Here is a 25,190-nt window from a genome sequence, read left to right on the forward strand (position 1 = left end):
GGGGGTGGGGGGGGGGGGGGGGGGGGGGGGGGGGGGGGTGGGGGGGGGGGGGGGGGGGGGGGGGGGGGGGCCCGCCCCCCCCGCCCACCCCGCTCCTCAAACGCCGGAGGGGCTGGGACACAGGCAGCCTGGCGGGCCGAAAAACGAACGCCCGGTCACCGGCCGACCTCCTTCGTCACCAGGTTCACCGCCTCGTCCACGTCGTCCGTGACGTGGAACAGCAGCAGGTCCTTCGCGGACGCCTTGCCCTGGGCGATCACCGTGTCCCGCAGCCAGTCGACCAGACCGCCCCAGTACGCCGTGCCGAACAGCACGATCGGGAAGCGGGTGACCTTGCCCGTCTGGACCAGCGTCAGCGCCTCGAAGAGCTCGTCCAGGGTGCCGAGCCCGCCGGGCAGGACGACGAAGCCCTGGGCGTACTTCACGAACATCGTCTTGCGGACGAAGAAGTAGCGGAAGTTGACGCCGATGTCGACGTGCGGGTTGAGGCCGGACTCGAAGGGCAGCTCGATGCCCAGGCCGACCGAGACCCCCTTCGCCTCGCGCGCTCCCTTGTTCGCCGCCTCCATGGCGCCGGGTCCGCCCCCGGTGATCACCGCGAAGCCCGCTTCGACCAGCGCCCTGCCGATCCGTACGCCCGCCTCGTACTCCGGCGAGCCGGCCGGGGTCCGGGCCGAGCCGAAGACGCTGATGGCGCTCGGCAGTTCGGCCAGCGCGCCGAACCCCTCGACGAACTCCGACTGGATGCGCATGACCCGCCAGGGGTCGGTGTGCACCCACTCGGAGTCACCCTCGGAGTCCAGCAGCCGCTGGTCGGTGGTGCCGGGCTGTACCTGGTCCCTGCGGCGCAGCACCGGGCCGAGTCGCTGTTCCTCCGGCCTGACCGCGCCCTCGGGGATCTCCGCACCTTCGGGGATCCGCGCATCCTCGGGGTTGCCCATGACCTGCTCCCTCCGCCGACATCGGAGGCGTCCTGCGACGCCCCGCCTCCCGCCAGCGTAGATCGCCGGAGGTTACGGACAGGGGAATGCCGGAGGTCAGGTCGTGAGCCAGGAGCGGAGCCGCTCCTCGCAGTGGGTGATCCGCTCGACCGCGACGTGCTCGTCGCGCTTGTGGGCGAGGATCGGATCACCGGGGCCGTAGTTCACGGCGGGGACGCCGAGCGAGCCGAAGCGCGCTACGTCCGTCCAGCCGAACTTGGGCCGGGCGGTGCCGCCGACCGCGTCCATGAACGCCTTGGCCGCGGGGTGCGAGAGGCCGGGCATCGCCGCGCCCGAGTGGTCGTCGACGACGAACTCCGCGACGCCGCAGCCGGCGAAGACCTCGTGGACGTGGGCCAGTGCCTCCTCCTCGCTCAGGTCGGGGGCGTAGCGGTAGTTGACGACGACGGTGCAGGCGTCGGGGATGACGTTGTTGGCGACGCCGCCCTCGATGCGTACGGCGTTGAGCCCCTCGTGGAACTCCAGCCCGTCGATCACCGGCTTGCGCGGCTCGTACGCGGCGAGCCTGGCGAGGATCGGGGCGGCGCCGTGGATGGCGTTGGACCCCATCCAGCTGCGCGCGGAGTGCGCCCGCTCCCCCTCCGTACGGAGGAGGACGCGCAGCGTGCCCTGGCAGCCGCCCTCGACCTCGCCGTTGGAGCCCTCCAGGAGGACGGCGAAGTCGGCCGCCAGCCAGTCGGGGTGGGCGTCCGCGATGTGTCCGAGGCCGTTGAGGTGTGCGGCGACCTCTTCGTTGTCGTAGAAGACGAACGTGAGGTCGCGGTTGGGCTCCGGCACCGTCGCGGCGATCCGCAGCTGAACGGCGACGCCGGACTTCATGTCGGAGGTCCCGCAGCCCCACAGGAGCCCGTCGGCGTCGAGCCGGGAGGGCACGTTGTCCGCGATCGGCACGGTGTCGATGTGCCCGGCGAGCAGGACGCGCTCGGCGCGGCCCAGATTCGTCCTGGCGACGATGTTGTTGCCGTACCGCTCCACGGTCAGGTGCGGGAGGGTCCGCAGCGCCGTCTCGATGGCGTCGGCGAGGTCCTTCTCCTCCCCGCTGACCGAGGGGAAGTCGACGAGCCGGGCGGTGAGCGCGGGTCCGTCCAGAGTGAGGTCAAGGGTGCTTTCGGCCATGGCTACGACCCTAATGCCTCGCGTACGGTGGCCCCGTGCCCCGGACCGACTCCTCTGCCCGCCGACACACCGGCCGCCGCCGCAGCCGCCGGCTCCGCGTCGCGGCCGCCTTCGCCGTGCTCGTGGCCGTGGGCGGCTATCTGACCGTCTCGTACCTGTCGGGCGGCAAGAGCTCCGACCAGTGCACCGTGCACTCCGCGGACGGCTCGTCCGGTGCGGGGCGTACGTACCGGCTGAGTCCGGAACAGGCCGCGAACGCCGCGACGATCTCGGCTGTCGGCACCACCCGCGGGATGCCGGAGCGGGCGGTGACGATCGCGCTGGCGACGGCCCTCCAGGAGTCCGGGCTGCGCAATATCGACCATGGCGACCGGGACTCCCTCGGGCTGTTCCAGCAGCGTCCCTCACAGGGCTGGGGCACCGGGCAGCAGATCCTGGACCCGGTCTACTCGGCCGAGAAGTTCTACGAGCGCCTGGCCGAGGTCCCGGGCTACTCGCGGCTGCCGCTGACGGTGGCCGCGCAGCGCGTCCAGCGCAGCGGTTTCCCGCAGGCTTACGCGAAGCACGAGCCGGACGCCGCGCTGCTGGCGGCCGTGCTGACCGGCCGGACGCCGGCCGCGCTGACGTGTGCGCCGCCGCGCGCCACCGCCGGGACGGGCGACGTCACGAAGGTGCGGGCCGCGCTGACCCGTTCCTTCGGCAAGGGCGCGCTGCCCGCCTCCGACGCGGCGGACGACCGGGCCCCCACGGCGGGCGCGACGGCCCAGGGGTCGCTCTCGGTGCCGGTGCGCTCTGGCGGCGCGGCCACGGAGGGTGGCGTTCCGCAGCACGGCTGGGAGCTCGCGCACTGGGCGGTGGCGCAGTCCGAGGTGCTGGGCATCGACGAGGTCGCGTACGCGGGCGAGCTCTGGAAGGCCGGCTCCGGCTGGCGGACGGAAAGCGGGAAATCGGGCACCACTGAGGTCCATATGCGCTTCGTGCATTAGTACGGCTGGTCCCTCTTGCAGGGGGTCCGGGCATTCTCGTAAGAGCCTCCGCACACGGGTTCGCGTGCACCCTTTCGGATGGCCCAATTCCCTTGTGCTCAAAGGGCAGTGACGGTTCATCACGCGGTCGGGGAAGGCATTGTTTGCCCGGGTTCCTCCGTTGCGGATTATCTGACGCATTGCCGACTCTTTACGTCGGTTCACCGCAACCTCCCCCGCCCCCAAGACGGTTGTCATGGCGTCCGGTCCACGGACAGACAGATTCCACATCCCGTCGAAGGAGCATCATGTCCCTCCCCCTGACCCGTCGGATCGCCCGTACCGCGCTGCTGATCGCGGCGGGTGCGGCCCCCGTGGTCGGTGCGGCCGGCGCGGCCGGTGCCGCTGAGCTCCCGCAGGCCCCGGAGCTCAGCGGTCTCACCAGCGTCGACGGCGCTGGTCTCGACAAGGCCGTCGACGGCACCGGTCTCGGCAAGACGGTCGACGGCGTGTCCAAGCAGGGCGCCGAGACCGGTGGCAAGGTCGTCGGGACCACGCTTCCGGTGGCGAGCAAGACCCTCGGCGAGACGGCCGGCAAGGCGGCGACCGGCGGTGCGACCGGCAGCCTCGGCGGCCTCCCCACGCAGGGCCTGCCGCTCGGCTGATCCACACCTGCCGGCTGACACGCGCGAGGGCCTGAGGGGTGCGCACCCCTCAGGCCCTCGCGCGTGTCAGCCGGCAGGCGCTCAGCCCAGCCGCTTCACCGCCGCCGCCACCCGCTCGTCCGTGGCCGTGAGCGCCACGCGCACGAAACGGTCGCCGGCCGGCCCGTAGAAGTCCCCGGGCGCCACCAGGATGCCCAGCTCCGCCAGGTGGGCCACGGTGTCCCAGCACGGCTCGTCGCGGGTCGCCCAGAGGTAGAGGCTCGCCTCGCTGTGCTCGATGCGGAAGCCGTGGGCCTCCAGGGCGGTGCGCAGGGCGGCGCGCCGGGCGGCGTACCGGGCGCGCTGCTCGGCCACGTGCGCGTCGTCGCCGAGCGCCGCGACGGTGGCGGCCTGGACCGGTGCGGACGTCATCATCCCGCCGTGCTTGCGGATCTGCAGCAGCTCGCCGAGCACCGCCGCATCGCCCGCGATGAACGCGGCGCGGTAGCCCGCGAGGTTGGACCGCTTGGAGAGCGAGTGGACGGCGACGACACCCTCGTACGTACCGCCGCAGACGTCGGGGTGGAGCACCGAGACCGGTTCGGCCTCCCAGCCCAGCTCCAGGTAGCACTCGTCGCTGAAGACCAGCACGTCGTGCTCGCGCGCCCAGGCGACGATCCGGATCAGCTCGTCCTTGTCCAGCACCTCTCCGGTGGGATTGGACGGGGAGTTGAGCCAGAGCAGCTTGAGCCCGGCCGGGTCCAGCTCGGTCGGGTCGTCGTACGCGACCGGCTCGGCGCCGCAGAGCCTGGCGCCGACCTCGTAGGTCGGGTACGCGAGCCGCGGGTAGGCGACCCTGTCGCCGGCGCCGAGGCCGAGCTGGGTCGGCAGCCAGGCCACCAGCTCCTTGGACCCGACGACGGGCAGCACGTTCTCGTGCGCCACGGAGACCGCGCCGAGCCGCCTTTCCACCCAGCCGGTGAGCGCGTCACGCAGCGCGGGCGTGCCCCACACCGTCGGATAGCCGGGGCTGTCGGCCGCGGCGACGAGCGCCCGCTGGATCAGCTCGGGCACCGGGTCGACGGGGGTGCCGACGGACAGGTCCACGATGCCGTCCGGGTGGTTCCCGGCCGTCGACTTGTAGGGCGCGAGCCTGTCCCAGGGGAAGACGGGGAGGCGGGAGGAGACTGCTGCGGACACGGATCTCTGCTTTCTCGTACGGGGGTTCGGGCGGCGCGGGAAACGCCTCGGTCCCGCACGGTGACGAGCCGTACGGGACCGGGGTGACGCACGTGGGGCCTGTCCAGCGGATCAGGGCCTGCCGGACGCTGTTACTGGTTCTGCGGCGGCAGTGCCGCGATGAACGCGTGGTCGCGCTCGATCAGACCCAGCTTGGAAGCCCCACCCGGCGACCCGAGGTCGTCGAAGAACTCGACGTTCGCCTTGTAGTAGTCCTTCCACTCCTCCGGGGTGTCGTCCTCGTAGAAGATCGCCTCGACCGGGCAGACCGGCTCACAGGCTCCACAGTCGACGCACTCGTCCGGATGGATGTACAAGGACCGCTGGCCCTCATAGATACAGTCGACGGGGCACTCTTCGATGCAGGCCTTGTCCTTTACGTCGACACAAGGCTGCGCGATGACGTAGGTCACGCTGTCGTTCCTCCTCGGTAGGGCGTTGGCTCTCGCGCGGGAGCGCGGCGTCGTCGATGCCCGCACCTAGTATCTCCGTTCCCGGGCACGATCCGAACAGGAGGGGCAAACAGAGCTGTGGAATTCACCATCGGCGGACGGCTGGAGATCCGGATCACACCGGCTGACGTGGGCAAACGGGTCTCGGTCCGGCGCCTGCTCCAGGAGGGTCCGGCGGGCCCGAAATTCACTGACACGGTTGGTGTTCTCACATCGTGGAACGATGGTGTGCTGTCCGTCACACCCAAGAGCGGTGAATCCGTCCGCATCACGGAATCGGCCCTGGTGGCGGGCAAGACCGTGGCTGCCGCGCCGCCCCGGCGACGCGGCCCGGCGGCCTCCTTCGGTGAACTGGCCCGGGTCTGCGCCCGCGCCTGGCAGCCGGTGGAGAGCGAGCCGCTCGGTGACTGGCTGCTGCGCGCCTCCGCAGGGTTCACCCGGCGCGCCAACTCCGTGCTGCCGCTCGGGGATCCGGGCGTTCCGCTCGACACCGCGCTCGCCCGGGTCCGGCAGTGGTACGCGGACCGGGGGCTGGAGCCGTACGTCCAGACGGCGACCGGCGCGGAGGGCACCCAGGAGGAGCTGTGCGCGGCGCTGGAGAGCGCCGGGTGGCGGCGCGAGGTGACGGCGGAGGTGCGGATCGCAGCGCTGGCCCCGATCGGCGATCTGGCGGCCGAGGTGTCGCGGGTGCGGCTGGGCCGTGCGGTGGACGCGGCGTGGCTCTCCCGCTACCAGCGCTTCGAGAGCCCAGGCCCGGAGGTGCGGGCGGTGCTCGGCAGCGGCCCCTCCGTATGGTTCGCGACCGTGCCGGGCGACGACGGTGACGCCGCGCCCGCCGCGATCGGCCGCTGTGTGGTGGACGGGCGGTGGGCCGGGTTCATGGCCGTCGAGGTGGCTCCCGAGCACCGGCGCAGGGGGCTCGCCACGGCGGTGATGTCCGCGCTGGCCCGGCAGGCGATGGACGAGGGCGCGTCGGCCGGGTGGCTCCAGGTGGAGGCGGAGAACGAGGGCGCCCGCGCGCTGTACGACGGGATGGGGTTCGCCACCCATCACCGGTACCACCACTTCCGGCCCTCCGGCCCGGCGTAGCGCGATGGCTTCCGGGAGGCAGGACAGGGAAGAGATCCGCCGCCGGTTCGCGGCGGAGGCGCGGACCGAGCGGCCGGACCTGGCGCTGCTCTGCCTGCTGCTGGCGGCAGAGGCGGATCCCGAGCTGGACGCGAACGGTATCGACGCGGCGCAGATCGAGCTGGACCGGCTCGCGGGCCTGCTGCCGTACGGGCTGCGCGGCGGCCGGGCCTGGGCCTCGGCACTCGCTGAACTGCTCGGTGAGCGGTACGGGTTCGAGGGTTCGTCCGCGGAGTACCAGCGCCTTGAGTCGTCACTGCTGCACGAGGTGCTGCGGCGCCGGCGCGGGTTGCCGATCCTGCTGTCCGTGGTGTGGATCGAGGTGGCCAGGCGGGCGGGCGCCCCGGTCTACGGCCTGGCGCTGCCGGGCCATTTCGTGGTCGGTTTCGGTGATCCGGAGGAGCGGGTGCTGGCCGATCCGTTCGCCGGCGGCCGTCCGCTCTCGGGCCAGGACGCGGAGCTGCTGGTGACGAGCACCACCGGGGAGCCGCTCGAACCGTCGATGCTGGTGCCCGCGCGACCGCTGGAGACGGTGCTGCGGATCCTGAACAACATCCGGGCCTGGGCGGCGGCCCGCCCGGAGCGCTCCGACGTGGCGCTGTGGGCGGTGGAGCTGTCCCTCCTGCTGCCTTCGCACCCGGCCCGGCTGCGCTACGAACGGGCCCAGCTGCTGGTCCGCAGCGGGGATTTCCTGCGCGGGGCGGCGGAGCTGGAGGAGTACGCGGACGTGGTCTCGGACGTCGAGCCGGAGGCCGCGGAGGCGGTCCGGCGCAGCGCGCGGGCGGCCCGTGCCCGGCTGAACTGAGGTCGCCCCGGCTGAACCGGGGGGCCGCGGTCCGCCCCGCGCGCTGTCAGCCGCCGGACGGGCCCGGTCCCCGCAGCGCCGCGTGCAGCAGGTACTCCTTCCGGTCGAGCGGGTTGTGGTCGGTGCGGGAGCGGCTCGGGACGGAGCCGACGACCGCACGGTGCGAGGCGAACGCGGATTCGAGCAGCCCTTCGCCCCGGGTCAGCGACGGAAGCCGCTGCTGCAGTTCATGCACCCTGGCCGCCGGGATCTCGCCCTCCAGTACGCAGTTCGCGCCGTCCAGGGACGGCGGGCCCGGTACGGCCGTCAGGTGGGCGAGGACCGGCAGGATCGGGCCGAGCGCGTCCGCGGGCAGTTCCAGCCTGAACCGGTGCATCGGCTCGTACACCGTGGTGCCCGCCCGCTGGAGCGCGGTCATCAGGACCAGCGGGGTCAGGCTGCGGAAGTCCCCGGCGGTGCTCGACATGGACTTGTCGAACGTGCCGTGCGCGTGGCTCTGCCGGGGCCAGTAGCCGGAGTGCGTCATGGTGACCGTGCAGTCGGTCACCTGCCATCCGTTCAGGCCCTGTCCGAGCGTTTCGAACACGGTCTCCTCGACCGCCCGCATCAGGGAGTACGGCATGGAGCCGAGCTCCACCTCCAGCCGGTAGTCCACCCCGCTGCCGGCCGGGGCGGGGTCGACGCGCAGGCCGACCGTCGCGAGAAAGGGATTGTCGTCCTTGGCGATGATCTCGAATGCCGCACCGGTACCGGAAGGCCGTTCCAGACAGATGGTCGTGGTTTCGCGGAAGGTGACGTCGATACCGAATTCCTCCGCGAGCGTCGCCTCGATGACTTCCTTCTGTACTTCGCCGTAGAGCGACACGGAGACCTCCTTACGGATGTCGTCCTGCCGCAGATCGATCAGCGGATCCTGTTCGGCGAGCTGCGCGAGGGCGAAGTGCAGTTCGCCCCTGGAGGCGGGCGCTTCCGGTACCACGACGGATTCCAGGGTGGGCGGGGCGAAATGGTGTTCCCGGGCCCCTTCCGGTGCGACACCGACCGCGTCTCCGATCCGGATGTCACCCAGCCCTCGGAGCTTCGCGATGCGCCCCGGTCCGACCGATGGACGGGGAACGTCCGAACCCCCTGCGAAGACGCTGATCCCGGTCACCCTGCCCTCACGGGCAGCACCCGGTCCGCGCCCGAACGGCAGCCGGTCGCGGGTGCGCACGGTGCCGGAGAACATCCGGACGTATGCGAGCTTCTCGCCCGCCGGTCCGCGTTCGACCTTGAAGACGGTGCCGGAGACCGGCCCGTCGGCGTCGGCGCGCGCGCCGGGCAGCAGTTCCTTGACCCCGTCGGCCAGCGCGGCGATTCCGGCGCCCGTCACGGCCGAGCCGAAGTACACGGGGTGGACGAGTGCCTGCCCGGTCTGGGCTGCCAGCTCCTCGTGGAGCCTGCCGGGCGCCAGCCTGTCGCCACCCTCCACGTACGCGGTCAGCAGCTCGTCGTCGTGCTCGGTCAGCAGGTCCGTCAGCCGGCCGGTGAGCCGGGGGTCATCGGCCGCGTAGGACGGGGAGCGCGCGTCGCGGGTGCCGAGACCGGTGACGGCCGGGCCCATCGCGACGGCGTTCGGCGTGAGCTTCTCCGTGATGCCGCGCAGCACCTGCTCGTACCGGGCTCCGGCGCGGTCGGTCTTGTTCACGAAGACGAGTGTCGGGATGCGCAGCCGCTGGAGCGTCCGCATCAGTACGCGGGTCTGCGCCTGGACGCCCTCCACGGCGGAGATGACCAGCACGGCGCCGTCGAGCACGCTCAGCACCCGTTCCACCTCGGCGATGAAGTCCGGGTGACCGGGGGTGTCGATCAGGTTGACGGTGACGTCGTCGATATCGAACGAGACGACCGCGGACTTGATCGTGATGCCGCGTCGCCGTTCGAGCGCGAGGGAATCGGTCCGGGTGTTCCCGTCGTCGACGCGGCCCAGCTCGTCGATGATTCCCGCGGTGTGGAGCAGCCGCTCCGTCAGGCTTGTCTTACCGGCGTCGACATGCGCCAGAATGCCGAGATTCAGCGTGTGCACAGAACTCCATGTTCTCAGTTTCGGTGTGAATTCCCGTCTGAACGAACACGTGAGATCGGCGCATGGAAGTCTCCTGGCTCTGTCGGCTTGTGCGGTGAGTACAGCAGCCGGGCCGACGACGGTGCAACCGGATTACCGGGCCGCGGACCGGCCTCCGGCACGGTGAGGAACTGTCAGCGGACGACCGGTCCGGAAAAAGTCCAAACCTCGCCCCGGCGCGGCGTGCCGTCCAACGGGTGATTATCCGTGCTCCGCCACTCGATGAGCCCATGGCTTAGCTCCAATGCGGCGCTCTCCGATGGCGCGCCCCGGCGTTCCGGCTGACGGTGGATCACGTAGCCACTGCGCCACTACGAGTCGGCATTCCGTCACTCCTCGCAGTCGCGACGAAAGGAAATGTGTTCAGATGCGCTCTGCCCGCACACTGTTCGCTTCGGCCGCCGTCACGGCGGTCCTCACGGTCACCGCTCCCTCCGCCTACGCCATCGCCGTCTCCAACGACGGGGGTCACGACAGCGGCTCCTCCTCCAGGAGCGAGGAGCACGGCAAGTCCGACGAGGGCGGCAAGTACAAGAACGAGGACAACGACAAGCCGCACGGTGGCGTGCACACCGGCGGCGGCGCCCTGTCGATGACGGTCGCCGGCGACCGCGACGAGCACGGCAAGTCCGATGAGCACGGCAAGTCGGATGAGCACGGCAAGTCGGACGACGAGGGCTGGAAGAAGGACAAGCCGCACGGTGGCGTGCACACCGGCGGCGGCGCGCTGTCGATGACGGTCGCCAAGGAGTGGAAGCCCGGCAACGACGACGAGGGCGGCAAGTACAAGGACGAGGACAAGGAGAAGCCCCGCGGCGGCATGCACACCGGCGGCGGCGCCCTGTCGATGACGGTCGTCAAGGAGTGGCAGCCGGGCAACGACGAGGAGGGTGGCAAGTCGGACGAGCGCGGCAAGTCGGATGAGCACGGCAAGTCGGACGACGAGGGCTGGAAGAAGGACAAGCCCAGCGGCGGCATGCACACCGGTGGTGGCGCGATGGCGATGACCGGCAGTGGTCTCGCGGCCGGTTCGCTGCTGCTGCTCGGTGGCGTCGGCGTCGGCGCCTACAAGCTGCGTCGCCGCCAGGCGACGGGCGGTGCGATGGCCTGACCCGACCGCACTGCCGGCCGGTAGCTCCACTGTCGCGGCCGTCGTCCCTCCGGGCGGCGGCCGCGGCGCCTTCGTTTCCCCGCTCCCCGCGCCTCCACTCCCCCGGTCCCTCGCACTCCCGCACTCCCGCACCCTCGCCACCGCTGTCCCGCGCAGACGAAAGGCTCGTTCCCATGGCCGCCCCGCAGTCGCCCGGTTCACCCTCCTCCCGGACCGCCTCCGACACCGTCACCCTCGGCCGCGCCCTGCTCTGGCCCGCCGCGGCGGCCGGTCTCGGCATGCTGCTCATCTACAACTCGGTCGGCTCCGCGCCCGACGACAAACCACCCGCCCCACCCGCGGCCGCCGCGCCCGCCGCCCCCGCGCCCGCGTCGGCCTCCGCCGCCCCGGAGACGGCAGACCCGGGACCGTCCCTGCCCCGCTCCGAGCCGAAGCGGCTGCGGATCCCGGCCATCGCGGTGGACGCGCCGTTCACGCCCCTGTCGATCGGCTCCTCCGGCCGGCTCGACGCCCCTCCTCCGAACGACAAGAACCTGGCCGGCTGGTTCAAGGACGGCGTGACGCCGGGCGAGCGCGGGGCCGCGATCGTGGCGGGTCACGTGGACACGACGACCGGGCCCGCGATCTTCCTGCAGCTGCGGTTCCTGCAACCCGGCGCGACAGTCGACATCACGCGCACGGACGGCACGGTGGCCACGTTCAAGGTCGACACCGTCGAGACGTTCAGCAAGGCGAAGTTCCCCGACAAGCGGGTGTACGCCGACACCCCGGACGCCCAGCTGCGTCTGATCACCTGCGGCGGCAACTACGACAGGACCGTCAAGGACTACGAGGACAACGTGGTCGTGTTCGCCCACCTCGACTCGTCGAAGAAGGGCTGACCGCCGTGCTCACGCGCGGGGCGCGGAAATCCGCGCGCGGGGCGCCGGGGGTCCCTGCTAGCGTCCCCCGCATGAAGCGTGCCGCTGTGACGACGACGCCGGAGAGTGTCCCGGCGCGCTGACTGCTGACCAGTCCGAAGCCCCGGGGCGAGTGCCCCGGGGCTTCTGCTTGCGGTGACTCGCCCCTCCCCACGCGAGGAGACCGCCATGCACGACCACCGCAAGCTCGGCCGCGAGCTGGAACTGTTCGACACCGACCCGCTGATCGGCGCGGGACTTCCGTACTGGCTGCCCGACGGCGCGGCGCTGCGGCACACCCTGGAGGAGTACATCCGCAGCGCGGAGCGGCTGGCGGGCTACCGGCACGTGTACTCGCCGGTGCTCGGCAAGCGGGAGCTGTACGAGATCTCGGGGCACTGGTCGCACTACAGCGAAGACATGTTCCCGCCGATAGACCTGGGCGGCGAGCAGGTGGTGCTGCGGCCGAGCCTGTGCCCGCACCACGCGGTGATCTACCGCTCCCGTTCGCACAGTTACCGCGAGCTGCCGCTGCGGATGGCCGAGCTGGGCGGCATGTACCGCTCCGAGCTCTCCGGCGTGCTGGGCGGGCTGACCCGGGTGCGCGCCATCCAGTTGAACGACGCGCACATCTTCTGCACCCTGGACCAGGTCGCCGGGGAGGCGCGGGCCGCGCTCGGCATGATCCGCCGGGCGTACGAGGCACTCGGCATCCGGCCGGTCCGCTTCCGGCTCTCGCTGCCGGGGCCCGGCGGGAAGTACGTCGCCGCGCCGGAGATGTGGCGGCGCTCCACCGCTCTGCTGACCGAGGTACTCGACTCGTCCGGGCTGCCCTACGAGTCGGCCGAGGGCGAGGCCGCGTTCTACGGGCCGAAGATCGACGTCCAGGTCGCGGACCCGGCGGGCCGCGAGTCGACCCTGTCCACCGTCCAGATCGACTTCCACCAGCCGGAGCGGTTCGATCTGCACTACATCGGGGCCGACGGGGCGAAACACCGGCCGGTCATGGTGCACCGCAGCATCATCGGCAGCGTCGAGCGGGCCGTCGCCCACCTCATCGAGCAGCACGGCGGCGCGTTCCCCGGCTGGCTCTCCCCCACCCAGATCGTGATCCTGCCGGTCTCGGACGCCGAACTCCCGAACGCCGAGGCGCTCGCCGCCCGTTGCACCGCGCTCGGGCTGCGAGCCGAGGTCAGCGGCCGGGAGCGCGGCAGCCTGGGCGCCCGTATCCGGGAGGCCAGGCTCGTCCCGTACCAGGCGGTCATCGGCGCGGCGGAGGCCGCGGACGACCGCGTCGCGCTGCGCCTGCGCGACGGGCGCCGGCTCGACCCGCAGCCGGCCGGGGAGGCGCTCGCCCGGATCGGCGCACGGGTCGCGGCGCACAGCACCGCGCTGTGGGACGAGGAGCCCGGCGCTATGGGGTGACCGGGGCCGGCTCCTCCGCGGCGCTCCGGCCTGAGCCGAGCGCCCCGGTCAGCGTCGCGGCGACGATCAGGAACGCGAGGACGACGGTCATGGCGAGCCGGAGTCCGATGTGGTCGGCGAGGAAGCCGAGTCCGGGCGGGCCGACGAGGAAGGCGAGGTAACCCGCGGTGGAGACGGCGCCGACCCGTGCCGCCGCGTCGTGCGGGTGGTCGCCCGCCACGGACACGGTGACCGGGAATCCGAGCGAGGCGCCCAGCCCCCACAGCACCGTGGCGGCGCCCGCCATGGCCGGGCTCGGCGCGACGATCACCACCGCCAGGCCCAGCGCGGCGCAGAGGGCGCTGATCCGGACGGTCCGGGCCCGGCCGAAGCGCTCCAGGAGGGGGCCGCCCGCGAAGCGGCCGAGGGTCATCGAGGAGGCGAAGACCAGGAAGGTCAGGGACCCGGCGGTGGCGCTCACCTCGTAGCCGTCCACCATCAGCAGCGGCAGCCAGTCGTTCGCGGCGCCCTCCGCGAAGGCCATGGCCAGCACGATCATCCCGATCAGGACGAGGCGCCGGTCCCGCCACACCGCCAACTGGCCGCGCAGTCCGCCCGGTCCCGCGGTCTCGGCCGCCTCCTCCTTTCCCGTGCCGTGCGGGATCGCGAGGACGGCCCGGACCGCGGCGGCGGCTATGAGCACCGCGATGACGGTGAGGTGCCACCCGACGGGGAACGCGGCCGCGGTCAGCCCCATGCCGAGCAGCGCACCGACCACGGTGCCGAGGCTGAAGCAGCCGTGCAGCACGGGCAGTACGGGCCGGCCGATGACGCCCTCGACGGCCGCGCCCTCGATGTTGAACGCGACCTCGGCCAGCCCCATCCCGCCGCCGAACAGGGCGAGTCCGCCGAAGACACCGGCGGCCAGCGAGAGGCCGGTGCCCGCGGCGACGACCAGGAGCCCGGTGACGATCAGCGACGCCCCGATGCCGATCGCCGCCCGGCCGCCGTACCGGCGTACGAGCGGGCCCGAGGAGGTGACACCGGCCATCGAGCCGACGGACAGCCCGAACAGGACCAGGCCCATCGAGCCGGTGGAGACGTCGAGCCCGTCCCGGACGGCCGGGGTGCGGGCCACCCAGGACGCCATTCCGACACCTGCGGCGAGCATGAAGAGAAACAGGGCGGTACGCCAGCGGCGCGTAGCGGCATCCATGGCAGCGGGGCCTCAGCAGACGGTTCGAGGAAGGACGACATCAGGAGCGTACGATCGTACGCCTTGAGTGTACGATCGTACGCATGAAGGATCACTTCGCGGGAGACCCCCGTACCAACCATGAGCGGATGCTGGCCGGAGACCTCTACATCTCCGATGATCCGGACATCGCGAAGGCCCAGCAGCGAGCCGTGCGCCTCGCCGCCCGGTACCTCGCGGCGTACACGGAGGACGCCGACGCCGCGCAGCCCCTGGTCGCCGAACTCCTCGGCTCCGTCGGCACGGGCGCACACATCCGGCCGCCGCTGTACGTCGACTACGGCACGTACATCACGGTCGGCGAGGACACGTTCATCAACTACAACCTCACCGCCCTGGACGTGGCCCCGATCACCATCGGCCGCGACTGCCAGATCGGACCGAACGTACAGTTGCTCACCCCGACCCACCCGGTGGAGCCCGAGCCGCGCCGCGACAAGCTGGAAGCGGCCAAGCCGATCACGATCGGGGACAATGTCTGGCTCGGCGGCGGAGCGATCGTGCTCGCCGGGGTGACCATCGGGGACAACAGCGTCATCGGCGCCGGAGCCGTCGTGACGAAGGACGTCCCCGCCGACGTGGTCGCCGTGGGCAACCCGGCCCGGGTGATCCGTTCGATCTAGCCCAGAAATCCAGCCCTCCAGCAGAGGAAGCACCGTGGCGACCGGCAGGAACGACCCCGAGCGGCGGGAGCGCATCATCACCGCCGCGCTCGACCTGATCGCGGAGGAGGGGGTCGCCGGGACGTCGCACCGCAAGGTCGCCGCCCGCGCCGGGGTGCCGCTCGGATCGATGACGTACCACTTCGGCGGCATGGACGAGCTGCTGCGGGAGGCGTTCGTCCGCTTCTCCAGCAGCATCATCGCCGTGTTCGAGGAGCGGCTCGGCGCCGCGGAATCGCCCGACGAGGCCCGCGAGGCGGTGGCCGGTCTCGTTCACCACTTGTCGAGCGGGAATCAGCGCGAACTGGTCCTCACCCACGAGCTCTACACGCTCGCGGCCCGGAAACCCGCCTACCGCGAACTGACCCGGGAGTGGATGCGCCGGAGCCGGCGCGCACTGGAGTGGCACTTCGACCCGGCGACGGCCCGGCAGCTGGACGCGCTGATCGAGGGCCTGTCCATCCACCGCGCCCTGGAGACCGAACCGCACGAGCGTGCCCTGACCGTCGAGGCCATCGCCCGCATCACGCGGGGCACGGGCGGGAGTTCCTGACCCGCACCCCCAGATCCCCTGGCCGGCACCCCACCTGACCAAGGTGCCGGCCAGGTCCGCGTCCGGAAACCGGAACCCGGGACCCGGATCACGGCCGCCCGTGAGGCACGCCGACGAACATCAACTCCTAAAGTCAACCGCACCCGGAACTGATCCCAGAACGGGTCAATTGCCTTTCTGCCGACGTTAATTGTTGCGCACAGGCGGTTCGGGTGAGGCTCTTGATGCACACCTCTTGACGTTTCCCGGGTGACGGCGGAAGCATCAACTCCCGTCGGAGAGCGCTCTCACGGGCTCTCCGGGAAGCTCGTCGTGTCACCCGTACCACGACTCAGGAGACGTACGTCTATGCATGCTCCCCCCACGGAGACGCCCATGGCGCCCCCCACCGCACCCCGCCGCAGGCGACGTACCCGCACGTTCGGGTTCGCCGCGTTCGCCATCTCGCTCCTCATGGCCGTCCCCACCGCGCAGAACGCCTTCGGGGCGGACGCGAAGGCCATCGAGGGCGGCGGCGACCTCGGTCCCAACGTGATGGTGTTCGACCCGTCGATGCCTGACATCCAGGCCAAGGTCGACGAGGTGTTCAAGAAGCAGGAGTCGGCGCAGTTCGGTGACGGCCGCTACGCGCTGATGTTCAAGCCGGGCACGTACGACAACCTCAACGCGCAGATCGGGTTCTACACCTCGATCGCCGGTCTCGGGCTGAACCCCGACGACACCACGTTCAACGGTGATGTGACCGTGGACGCGGGCTGGTTCGACGGCAACGCCACCCAGAACTTCTGGCGCTCTGCGGAGAACCTGGCGCTCAACCCGGTCAGCGGCACCGACCGCTGGGCCGTCTCGCAGGCCGCGCCGTTCCGCCGGATGCACGTCAAGGGCGGGCTGAACCTGGCCCCCGACGGCTACGGCTGGGCGAGCGGCGGGTACATCGCCGACAGCAAGATCGACGGCCAGGTCGGCCCGTACTCGCAGCAGCAGTGGTACACCCGCGACAGCTCGATCGGCAGCTGGGGCAACGGCGTCTGGAACATGACGTTCTCCGGCGTAGAGGGCGCCCCCGCCCAGAGCTTCCCGGAGCCGCCGTACACCACGCTGGAGAACACCCCGGTCTCCCGCGAGAAGCCGTTCCTGTACCTGGACGGCGACGACTACAAGGTGTTCGTCCCCGAGAAGCGCACCAACGCGCGCGGTGTCTCGTGGGCCAACGGCGCGCCCAAGGGCGAGTCGATACCGCTGGACCAGTTCTACGTGGTGAAGCCCGGCGCGACCGCCGAGACGATCAACGCGGCCGTCGAGCAGGGTCTGCACCTGCTGTTCACGCCCGGTGTCTACCACGTCGACCAGACCATCAACATCGACCGTGCCAACACCGTGGCGCTCGGTCTGGGACTGGCCACGATCGTCCCGGACAACGGGGTCACCGCGATCAAGGTCGGTGACGTGGACGGCGTGAAGCTCGCCGGTCTGCTCGTCGACGCCGGTACCACCAACTCGAAGTCACTGATCGAGGTCGGCACCGAGGGTTCGACCACGAGCCACGCGGACAACCCGACGTCCCTCCAGGACGTGTTCGCCCGGGTCGGCGGCGCGGGGGCCGGCAAGGCCACCACCGCCATGGTGATCAACAGCAACGACACGATCATCGACCACACCTGGCTGTGGCGCGCCGACCACGGAGACGGAGTCGGCTGGGAGACCAACCGGTCCGACTACGGCCTCCAGGTCAACGGTGACAACGTCCTGGCCACCGGACTGTTCGTCGAGCACTTCAACAAGTACGACGTGCGCTGGTCCGGTGAGAACGGCAAGACGATCTTCTTCCAGAACGAGAAGTCGTACGACGCCCCCAACCAGGCGGCCATCCAGAACGGTGACACCAAGGGGTTCGCGGCCTACAAGGTCGACGACTCCGTCACCACTCACGAGGGCTGGGGCCTGGGCAGTTACTGCTACTACAACGTGGACCCGACGATCGTCCAGGGCCACGGTTTCGAGGCCCCGGTGAAGCCCGGAGTCAAGTTCCACGACCTGCTCGTCGTCTCGCTCGGCGGCCAGGGCCAGTACGACCACGTCATCAACGACACGGGTTCGCCCACGTCGGGCACGGACACCGTCCCGTCGCAGGTGGTGTCCTTCCCGTAGGAGGACCCCCGACACAGCCCTGACAGCGGTGTGCCCCGTCGATACACACGACGGGGCACACCGCTGCCGGGCGACCGGGCTGTCGCGGGCGTCCGGGCTGTCGCGGGCGTCCGCGCCGGTCAGGGCAGGAGTTCGACGTACCCGTCGGTTCCGTGCACGCGGATCCGCTGACCGTCCCTGATCAGTCCGGTGGCCCCCGCCACGCCCACGACGGCCGGCAGTCCGTACTCCCGGGCGATCACCGCGCCGTGCGTCATCAGGCCGCCGACCTCCGTCACCAGGCCGGCGATGCCGACGAACAGCGTCGACCAGCTGGGGTCCGTGAAGGCCGTGACCAGGATGTCGCCCGCTTCGAGATCGGCCTGCGCCATGTCGAGGACGACGCGGGCGCGGCCCTCGACGGTCCCGGCGGAGACCGGCAGACCCGCCAGGGCGCCGTCCGGCACGTCGTCGCGCCGGTACGCCCCGCTGACCGCCTCACCGTCGGAGGTGAGCACCCGGGGCGGGGTGAGCGCCACGTACGAGCGGTACGCGTCCTCGCGCTCGCCGATGAGCCGGTGATCGGCCACCTCCGAGCGCACGACGTCGCGGAGTTCCTGGAACGTCAGGTAGAAGGCGTCCTCCCGCTCGGCCAGCACCCCGGCCCGCACGAGCCGCTCCGCCTCCGCCATCAGGGCCTGCTTGTAGGCGAAGTAGCGGCGGACGATGTCGTACTTCGGGTACTCCCGGTACCCGATGAAGGCCCTGACCCGGTCGATCATCCGCTTCGTCCCGTCGGCCTTCCGGTCCCCGTCGGGCAGGGCCCGCAGCCGGGTCAGCACGTCCCGCTCCTTCTCAAGCGCCTTCTGCCGCCCCTGCTCGAAGCGCCGTTCGGCGGCGCCCGGCGCGAAGTTCCGGACGTTGTCGAGGATCGCCGGTGCGAGGGTGGTGGGGCACTCGCTCCACCTCGGCCGCGTGATGTCGATCTCGCCCGCGCAGCGCATCCCGTACCGGCCGAGGTAGCCCTCGATGGCCTCGCGCGCCTCGGGCCCGCCCGGGACCTTCGCCAGCTCGTCCAGGAAGACCGCGTCATCCACGGAGTCCGCCTCCCGCAGGAACGCCACGACCGCCGGCCGGGGGCGGACCACGTCCGCGACGTCGAGCAGCGCCAGCCCCATCTCCGAGGTGATGTTGCCGGGAGCGGACAGGGTCAGGGTGTCCGCCGCGTTCTTCTCGCCCAGCCACTCCAGCAGCTGGTCGTTGAGCCACCAGGTGGCCTCCATTCCCGCCATGATCGCCCGGAAGTTCAGCGGGTCCCCGAGGACCCGCTTGTGCTCCTCGAAGGCCTCCAGCAGGAAGTCGAACAGCTCGGGCCCGCTCTTCGTCCGGATGTCGCGCTCCAGGGCGGCGACGGATCCCCGGCTGCGCTCGATCAGCTCGGGGACGATCTCCGGCTCCGGCCCGTCCGGGACGGCGTCCCCGTGCGCCGACGGGCCGGCGGGGGCCGCGTCCGGGGCCGGCGGGAGCAGGCCGTCGCGGTCGAGGACGGTCTCCAGGGCGTCCCTGACCAGCGGATCACCCTTCCCCATGACGTCCAGCAGGGCGGCGCGGCTCTCGGGTGAGGCGAGGCGCTGGGTGACGTCGACGAACAGCCTCCCGCCCGCCTCGTGCATCGCCACCATGGCGGTCAGCTGCCACATGGAGTACCCGAGGGGCTTCATGGGGTCGGTCATCATCTGCTGATGGCCGACGGAGACGTAGACGTGATCCTCCTGGTCATCGGCGTCCGGGACGGGGAACAGCGTCGTGATCGGCCTGCTCTGGACGACCTGGAAGTCGTCATCGGCCAGGCACCATTCGATGTCCTGCGGGCGGCCGAAGTGCGCTTCGATCCGTCGCCCGAGGGCTACGAGCCGCACGGCCTGCTCATCCGTCAGCGCGGGCCGCTCCTGCTGCCGGGGGTCGATCTCCACTTCCCGCGTACCGCCGCCGGGCAGGGCGTGAACGGCGCGTTGCTTAGCGGCGATCGTCCTGGCGACGACCTCGCCGTGCCGCACCGTGAAAACGTCCGGGTTCACCAGGCCGGAGACCAGGGCCTCGCCGAGGCCGAAGCCGGCGTCCACGGTGGCCGTCTTCCGGTTGCCGGTGACGGGGTCGGCCGTGAACAGGATGCCGGACGCCTCCGGGAGGACCATCCGCTGCACGACCACGGCCATCTCGACCGTGCCGTGGTCGATGCCGTTCCGCCGCCGGTAGACGACGGCCCGCTCGGTGAACAGCGAGGCCCAGCACCGGCTGACGTGCCGGATGACCTCCGCCGCCCCCACGACGTTCAGATACGTGTCCTGCTGCCCTGCGAACGAGGCCGTCGGCAGGTCCTCCGCCGTCGCGCTGGACCGGACGGCGCAGGCGGCCCCCGCACCGAGCCGGCCGAGCGCGCGGGTGATCTCCGTCGCGAGACCGTCCGGGACGGGGATCTCCTCGATGGTGCGGCGGATCTCCGCGCTGAGGGTGCGGACCGCCTCCCGGTCGTCCGGCTCCAGCCGCGAGAGCTGGTCGAGCAGGGCGTCGACCGAGGGTGCCCGCTCGATGATCCGCCGGAAGGCGTCCGTCGTCACGCAGAAACCGTCCGGCACCCGGACGCCCTCGATCCGCGACAGCGCGCCCAGATGCGCGCCCTTGCCGCCGACGGCCTCGGTCCGCGTCTCGTCGACGTCTTGAAGATCCAGCACGTACTGCTCGTTCATCGCCATCATTCCTGCTTGTTTTCCCTTCGACGAGCCGAGCGGTGCGCACTCCTGCGACCGCGCTGCCGGTCCCTCCACTGATTCGACGTCACCGTGTCCCGCCCACGTCGGCAGCGACACACGCGCGGCCGCCGTTGTCCGCGGGCCGCGGTGACGAGCGATGATTCTGCGCCCTGGACCGGGCCTTGCCGCAAGCCCCCCTGTGCGCTATAAGTTAAGAGTGGCAAGGAGAGCTCTTCTCCTTGCCTTTGTGTTTTTCTGCCGCTCTCCGCCGCTTTCGGCCGTCTCCTCGCGCCCAGGCGCCCCTTCCGGTAGCGGACTTGGGACGCGCTTTACACACCATCCGCAACCGCGCCGGGCCGACTCCATGTCTCTATAAATGTTGAATCCTTGAAGTAGTGATGCGAGCGGAGCAGGACATGCGGCGGGGCAAGGGCGTTATAGGGATCGCGTTGCTGGTGAGCGCGGTACTCGCGGGGACGAGCGCTTGCGGTGGCAAGGGATCGGCCTCGGCCGACTCCGGGAACGGGAAGGGCGGCTCCTCCGGCGGGGCGTCCGCGAGCGCGCACCCGTCGCCGTCGCACACGCATCCCACGGGTCCGCCGATGCTGCTGGAGACGATCGCGCCACTGGACAAGGCGACGGTCGGCGTCGCCATGCCGGTCTCCGTGGTCTTCACCAACCCGGTGGCGACCTCGGCCCGTTCCAACATCGAGAAGCACCTCAAGATCTCGGCGTCCGTCCCCACGACCGGTGCCTGGCACTGGATGGGCGACAAGCGGGTCGACTGGCGTCCGCAGAACTACTGGAAGTCCGGCACCAAGGTGCGCATCGACGCCGATCTGAAGGACGTCTCCAACGGCAGCGGCCGCTACGGCACGCACGGCTACACCCACTCCTTCACCATCGGCGACGACGTCCGGGCCGACGCCTCGGTCACCGGTCACACCATGAAGGTCACCCGTAACGGTGCCACGGTGCGCACGCTCTCCATCAACGCGGGCAGCGCCCAGTACCCGACCTGGAACGGCACGATGGCGGTGATCGACAAGCAGGAGAAGGTCCACATGACGTCCTGCAGCGTCGGCATCAGCTGCAACAAGGGCGATGCGAACTACTACGACCTGACCCTCCCCTGGGACATCCACCTCACCCAGTCGGGCACCTACGTCCACTTCTCCACCGGTGACACCAACCCGGGCAGCGGCAGCGCCCTCGGCTCGCACGGCTGCGTGCACCTCTCGCTGGCCGACGCGAAGTGGTTCTACGGCCAGGTGAAGCAGGGCGACCCCGTCACGGTCACCGGCTCCCCGCGCGCCAAGGCGTCCGCCGACAACGGCTACGCGTCCTTCAACCTCTCGTGGTCCCAGTGGCTGGACGGAAGCGCGAGCGGCGCGAAGACCACGGCCTCGCTGTAGCGAGAGCCGCACTGTCCGGCTGAGCGTTCCGCCCGCCGGGCGGGGTCCCGGACCCCGCCCGGCGGGCGGCGGTGCATGTGCCGCAGGAGCGTCTCAGGCGTGCAGGGCCAGCGCGCCCTTCGCCGGGACGGACGCGGTCACAGTGCCGTCGTCACCGACCTCCACCGTGTTGCCGTCGCAGGCGTCCGGGGACGCCTGGGCCACGTTGCAGTAGGTGCCGGCCGGGAGCGACGTGGTGAACGACTGCTCAAGGGCGTCGTCGCCGTTGTTGATGGCCACGAAGCCCTTGTCGCCGCGGCCGAAGGCGATGGCCGACGATCCGTTGTCCCACCAGTCGGTCAGCTGGGCGCCCTCGGCGGCGTTGTGGAAGCCGACCATTCCGGTGATGGCGGTCTGGGCGTGCGTGCAGGTCCAGCCGTCGCTGCCGCAGGCCGCCGCGCCGCCGTTGGGCGGGCCGGCGTCCTTGTCCGACCACTCGTAGCCGGAGAAGACGTTCGGGGAACCGTAGGGCGAGGCCAGCATGAAGACGTTGGCCAGGGTGTAGGCGGCGCCGTCCTTGTACGTCAGGGTCGAACCGTTGCGCTCCGTGTCCCAGTTGTCGACGAACGTGCGGGCGTTCGCGCTCGGCAGCTTGCCGTCGGCGATGTCCTTCAGGCCGGTGACACCGCCGCCCTGGAAGGCGCTTTTGAGATGGCCGCCGTAGCGGAACTCGTCGACGTCGCCCACGCCCGTGTACTCGTCGGGCTGCACGGCCTCGCCGCCGCCGTAGATGACCTCGGTGACCCAGAATCCGGGGTCGGCCATCTTGCCCTTGATGGCGGCGATGTCATCGGCCGCCATGTGCTTGGCGGCGTCGATGCGGAAACCGTCGACGCCCAGGCCGCGCAGGTCGGAGAGGTAGCCGGCGATCGTCGTGCGGACGGCGTCGCTGCCGGTGTCGAGGTCGGCCAGGCCGACCAGTTCGCAGTTCTGGACGTCGTCGCGGTCGCCGTAGTTACTGATGTCCTTGCGGCAGGCGTGGAAGTCCTGGTCCTGGAAGTACCCGGGGTAGTCGTACTTCGTGTACGCCGTGCCGCCGGTCCCGGTGCCGGAGCCGGACGACATGTGGTTGATGACGGCGTCCGCGACCACCTTCACCCCGGCCGAGTGGCAGCTCTCCACCATCGAAGCGAAGGCGTCGCGGTCACCGAGGCGACCGGCGATCCGGTAACTGACCGGCTGGTACGAGGTCCACCACTGGTCGCCCTGGATGTGCTCGGAGGCGGGCGAGACCTCGACGTAGCCGTAGCCGGCCGGACCGAGCGAGTCGGTACAGGCGCGGGCCACCGCGTCGTACTTCCACTCGAACAGGGTGGCGGTGACGGTCTTCTCGCCCGGTGGGGTCGCCTGGGAGGTCCAGGGGGCGAGGGCGGTGATACCGGCGGCTGCGAGCAGTCCGGCCAGTGTCGCGCGAGCGGCGCGGGAACTCATCTGCGGCTCCTTCGATCGCGGGTACGGGCGGAGCCCGCACCCGGCGTGGGCAGCCACGCGCCTGGCCACCGTGGGGGGAGTTCGGAGCCTGCCGCTCCAGCGATGGACACGTCAAGAGGTGGCGCAAGGATTTCCAGCATGTTTCTGAAACAACTTACAGGGAAGGCGAGTTGAGCAGCTGGGAGGAGTGGGCCGCCGGGCGGCCACCGGCCGGTCCTCCTCCGCCACTGGTTCCGGTCTGTCCTCCGCAACCACTGGTTCCGGCCGGTCTTCCGCCACCAGTGGTCCGGCCGGCCCGCCGCCGTCACTGGTCCCGGCGGTGCACCGCAAGCACCGCCAGCACGCCCGCCGCCAGTGCCCAGAGAGAGTAGACCGTCCACGCTCCCCCGGTCCCCCACGGGAAGAGGTCGTTGGAGCGCTGTATCTGCGTGCTCGTCAGGCGCTCCCACGCGCTGAAGGGCAGGGTGTGCTGGAGCACCGCCGTCAGGTGGCGGCGGGAGCTCAGGACCATCGGCAGCAGGAGCAGCAGCACTACACAGTTGACGACGGCGCCCCCGGTGTGCCGGATCACCGAGCCGATCGCCAGTCCGGCGAGCGCGGCCACCGGCGCGAGCAGCGCGGAGGCCACGATGACGCGCAGCGCGTCCGGATGACCGAGGGACACCGAGGCGTCGCGGCCGGAGAGGATCGCCTGGGCCGAGGCGAACGAGGCGGCGGCGACGAGCGCGCCGAAGACGGTCGTGACCGTCGCGAGGACGAGCACCTTGGCGGCCATCACCGAACGCCGGGCGGGGACGGCGGTGAACGTGGTGCGCATCAGTCCGGTGCCGTACTCGCCGGTGACCGACAGTGCGCCGATCGCGGCCAGGGCCAGAACCATGACCATGGCGGAGTTCGCGGTGAAGGCGTCGACGAGCGGTATGCCGTTCGCAACGAACGATGTACGGCTCTGCCCGTCGTACTGGTACCAGTACTTGTAATGGTCGTACGCCGTACCGGCGTTGAACGCGATGACGGCCAGGGCGGTGATCACGTACAGCCAGGGGGTCGAGCGCAGCGACCACATCTTGAGCCACTCGGCGGCCAGCAGATCAGCGAAGCGGGCGCGGGGCTCGTCCTGCATCACGTGGCCCGCGGGTGCGGTCCTCACCGTGGTCATCGGGGGTCTCCTGCGAGGTAGTCGGCACTGTCGGCGGTGAGCTCCATGAACGCCTCCTCCAGCGAGGCGCCGGACGTGGTGAGTTCGTTCAGCATCACGCGGTGCCGGAAGGCCAGTTCACCAATCCTGGTGGCGGTCAGGCCGGTCACCGTGAGCCGGTCGCCGTCCCGTTCCACCGAGGCGCCCTCGGCGGTGAGCAGCGGGGTGAGGGCGGCGGTGTCGGGTGTCCCCACGGTCACGCTCAGCCGGGCGCCTCGGGCGGCGAAGGCGGAGAGGCTCTCGGCGGCGATGAGTTCGCCGCGTCCGATGACGACGAGACGGTCGGCGGTGTGCTCCATCTCTGTCATCAGATGGCTGGAGACGAACACCGTACGGCCCTCGGCCGCCAGCCGTCGGAAGAGCCCGCGCACCCAGAGAACACCTTCCGGGTCGAGGCCGTTGAGCGGCTCGTCGAAGAGCAGCACCGGCGGGTCGCCGAGCAGTGCGGTGGCGATGCCGAGCCGCTGGCGCATCCCGAGCGAGAAGCCGCCTATGCGCCGGCGGGCGGCCCCGGCGAGGCCTACTTCCCAGAGCAGCCCGTCCACCCGGGCACGCGGGATGCCATTGCTCCGGGCCAGCACGGCGAGATGGGCGTGGGCGGTACGGCCGCCGTGGACGTCACCCGCGTCGAGCAGGGCGCCGACATGGCGCAGCCCGCGCGGGCGGTCGCGGAACGGCCGGCCCTGGAGGGTGGCCGTTCCGGCGGTGGGTTCGACGAGGCCCAGGAGCATGCGCAGGGTGGTGGTCTTGCCGGCCCCGTTCGGTCCGAGGAATCCGGTGACCTCACCCGGCCGTACGGTGAAGGTGAGGTTGTTGACGGCGGTTGCCGCGCCGTACCGCTTGGTCAGTGCGTTGACTTCGATCACGGTCCCAACGGTGCCGTCCGCCACCC

At 71.0% G+C, this 25,190-nt stretch carries 21 protein-coding genes; 11 read left to right on the forward strand and 10 right to left on the reverse strand.

The window, feature by feature from the left end; genetic code table 11:
• Positions 1 to 155: 155 nt before the first annotated feature.
• The gene (locus ACZ601_RS22745; protein WP_390087015.1) at positions 156 to 941 is read right to left on the reverse strand and encodes an LOG family protein; all 786 of its coding nucleotides are present in this window, start codon (positions 939 to 941) and stop codon (positions 156 to 158) included.
• Positions 942 to 1,037: 96 nt separating this feature from the next.
• A complete protein-coding gene (gene dapE / locus ACZ601_RS22750; RefSeq protein WP_469540742.1) occupies positions 1,038 to 2,117 on the reverse strand; it encodes a succinyl-diaminopimelate desuccinylase in 1,080 nt (359 codons plus the stop codon).
• Between the two features lie 35 nt (positions 2,118 to 2,152).
• On the opposite strand from dapE, the gene ACZ601_RS22755 reads away from it, so the two are divergent.
• Together ACZ601_RS22755 and ACZ601_RS22760 are read left to right on the forward strand one after the other, a co-directional pair.
• Entirely contained in the window at positions 2,153 to 3,103 is a 951-nt protein-coding gene (locus ACZ601_RS22755) for a VldE C-terminal domain-containing protein (RefSeq protein ID WP_469540745.1), read from the forward strand.
• A 287-nt stretch (positions 3,104 to 3,390) separates the two neighbouring features.
• Positions 3,391 to 3,747 carry an ATP-binding protein gene (locus tag ACZ601_RS22760; RefSeq protein ID WP_469540748.1) on the forward strand — a complete coding sequence of 119 codons (357 nt, stop codon included), beginning with the start codon at positions 3,391 to 3,393 and terminating at the stop codon, positions 3,745 to 3,747.
• Positions 3,748 to 3,828: 81 nt separating this feature from the next.
• Here the strand turns inward: ACZ601_RS22760 and ACZ601_RS22765 are convergent, their stop codons facing one another.
• Positions 3,829 to 4,926: a bifunctional succinyldiaminopimelate transaminase/glutamate-prephenate aminotransferase gene (locus ACZ601_RS22765; RefSeq protein WP_469540751.1), complete on the reverse strand. Its 1,098-nt coding sequence runs from the start codon at positions 4,924 to 4,926 to the stop codon at positions 3,829 to 3,831.
• 131 nt (positions 4,927 to 5,057) lie between these two features.
• Positions 5,058 to 5,378 (reverse strand): ferredoxin, encoded by a 321-nt coding sequence (fdxA, locus tag ACZ601_RS22770; RefSeq protein WP_018956287.1) that lies wholly within the window; start codon positions 5,376 to 5,378, stop codon positions 5,058 to 5,060.
• A gap of 117 nt (positions 5,379 to 5,495) precedes the next feature.
• Between fdxA and ACZ601_RS22775 the strand changes: the two genes are divergently transcribed.
• Together ACZ601_RS22775 and ACZ601_RS22780 are read left to right on the forward strand one after the other, a co-directional pair.
• Complete coding sequence (locus ACZ601_RS22775; RefSeq protein WP_469540754.1) at positions 5,496 to 6,506, forward strand: GNAT family N-acetyltransferase; 1,011 nt, start codon at positions 5,496 to 5,498, stop codon at positions 6,504 to 6,506.
• Between the two features lie 4 nt (positions 6,507 to 6,510).
• On the forward strand, positions 6,511 to 7,350 hold the full coding sequence (locus ACZ601_RS22780; RefSeq protein ID WP_469540757.1) for a transglutaminase family protein: 840 nt from the start codon (positions 6,511 to 6,513) through the stop codon (positions 7,348 to 7,350).
• Between the two features lie 46 nt (positions 7,351 to 7,396).
• Here the strand turns inward: ACZ601_RS22780 and ACZ601_RS22785 are convergent, their stop codons facing one another.
• Positions 7,397 to 9,415, reverse strand: a complete 2,019-nt coding sequence (locus ACZ601_RS22785) for a GTP-binding protein (RefSeq protein WP_469540759.1) — start codon at positions 9,413 to 9,415, stop codon at positions 7,397 to 7,399.
• 406 nt (positions 9,416 to 9,821) lie between these two features.
• Between ACZ601_RS22785 and ACZ601_RS22790 the strand changes: the two genes are divergently transcribed.
• From ACZ601_RS22790 to thrS, 3 genes are all read left to right on the forward strand, one after another.
• Positions 9,822 to 10,565, forward strand: a complete 744-nt coding sequence (locus ACZ601_RS22790; RefSeq protein ID WP_469540762.1) for a hypothetical protein — start codon at positions 9,822 to 9,824, stop codon at positions 10,563 to 10,565.
• Between the two features lie 173 nt (positions 10,566 to 10,738).
• Entirely contained in the window at positions 10,739 to 11,446 is a 708-nt protein-coding gene (locus ACZ601_RS22795) for a class F sortase (RefSeq protein ID WP_469540765.1), read from the forward strand.
• Between the two features lie 174 nt (positions 11,447 to 11,620).
• Positions 11,621 to 12,889 (forward strand): threonine--tRNA ligase, encoded by a 1,269-nt coding sequence (gene thrS / locus ACZ601_RS22800; protein WP_469540768.1) that lies wholly within the window; start codon positions 11,621 to 11,623, stop codon positions 12,887 to 12,889.
• Here thrS and ACZ601_RS22805 read toward each other — a convergent pair.
• Positions 12,879 to 14,084, reverse strand: coding sequence for an MFS transporter (locus tag ACZ601_RS22805; protein WP_469540772.1), 1,206 nt, complete (start codon positions 14,082 to 14,084; stop codon positions 12,879 to 12,881). The genes thrS and ACZ601_RS22805 overlap by 11 nt on opposite strands.
• Positions 14,085 to 14,167: 83 nt before the next feature.
• On the opposite strand from ACZ601_RS22805, the gene ACZ601_RS22810 reads away from it, so the two are divergent.
• From ACZ601_RS22810 to ACZ601_RS22820, 3 genes are all read left to right on the forward strand, one after another.
• Positions 14,168 to 14,746 (forward strand): sugar O-acetyltransferase, encoded by a 579-nt coding sequence (locus ACZ601_RS22810; RefSeq protein WP_469540775.1) that lies wholly within the window; start codon positions 14,168 to 14,170, stop codon positions 14,744 to 14,746.
• Between the two features lie 34 nt (positions 14,747 to 14,780).
• Positions 14,781 to 15,338: a TetR/AcrR family transcriptional regulator gene (locus ACZ601_RS22815; RefSeq protein WP_469540778.1), complete on the forward strand. Its 558-nt coding sequence runs from the start codon at positions 14,781 to 14,783 to the stop codon at positions 15,336 to 15,338.
• Between the two features lie 348 nt (positions 15,339 to 15,686).
• Complete coding sequence (locus ACZ601_RS22820; RefSeq protein WP_469540781.1) at positions 15,687 to 17,486, forward strand: coagulation factor 5/8 type domain-containing protein; 1,800 nt, start codon at positions 15,687 to 15,689, stop codon at positions 17,484 to 17,486.
• A gap of 119 nt (positions 17,487 to 17,605) precedes the next feature.
• Here the strand turns inward: ACZ601_RS22820 and rph are convergent, their stop codons facing one another.
• On the reverse strand, positions 17,606 to 20,212 hold the full coding sequence (gene rph, locus ACZ601_RS22825; protein WP_469540783.1) for a rifamycin-inactivating phosphotransferase: 2,607 nt from the start codon (positions 20,210 to 20,212) through the stop codon (positions 17,606 to 17,608).
• Positions 20,213 to 20,631: 419 nt separating this feature from the next.
• On the opposite strand from rph, the gene ACZ601_RS22830 reads away from it, so the two are divergent.
• Positions 20,632 to 21,630 (forward strand): L,D-transpeptidase, encoded by a 999-nt coding sequence (locus ACZ601_RS22830; protein ID WP_469541219.1) that lies wholly within the window; start codon positions 20,632 to 20,634, stop codon positions 21,628 to 21,630.
• A gap of 93 nt (positions 21,631 to 21,723) precedes the next feature.
• On the opposite strand, the gene ACZ601_RS22835 is transcribed toward ACZ601_RS22830, so the two are convergent.
• From ACZ601_RS22835 to ACZ601_RS22845, 3 genes are all read right to left on the reverse strand, one after another.
• The gene (locus ACZ601_RS22835; RefSeq protein ID WP_469540786.1) at positions 21,724 to 23,100 is read right to left on the reverse strand and encodes an alpha-amylase; all 1,377 of its coding nucleotides are present in this window, start codon (positions 23,098 to 23,100) and stop codon (positions 21,724 to 21,726) included.
• A 304-nt stretch (positions 23,101 to 23,404) separates the two neighbouring features.
• The gene (locus ACZ601_RS22840) at positions 23,405 to 24,259 is read right to left on the reverse strand and encodes an ABC transporter permease (protein ID WP_469540788.1); all 855 of its coding nucleotides are present in this window, start codon (positions 24,257 to 24,259) and stop codon (positions 23,405 to 23,407) included.
• Entirely contained in the window at positions 24,256 to 25,164 is a 909-nt protein-coding gene (locus ACZ601_RS22845) for an ABC transporter ATP-binding protein (RefSeq protein ID WP_469540791.1), read from the reverse strand. The genes ACZ601_RS22840 and ACZ601_RS22845 overlap by 4 nt, the downstream gene beginning before the upstream one ends.
• Positions 25,165 to 25,190 lie beyond the last annotated feature (26 nt).

It is taken from the genome of Streptomyces sp. NPDC104307 (assembly GCF_055584045.1).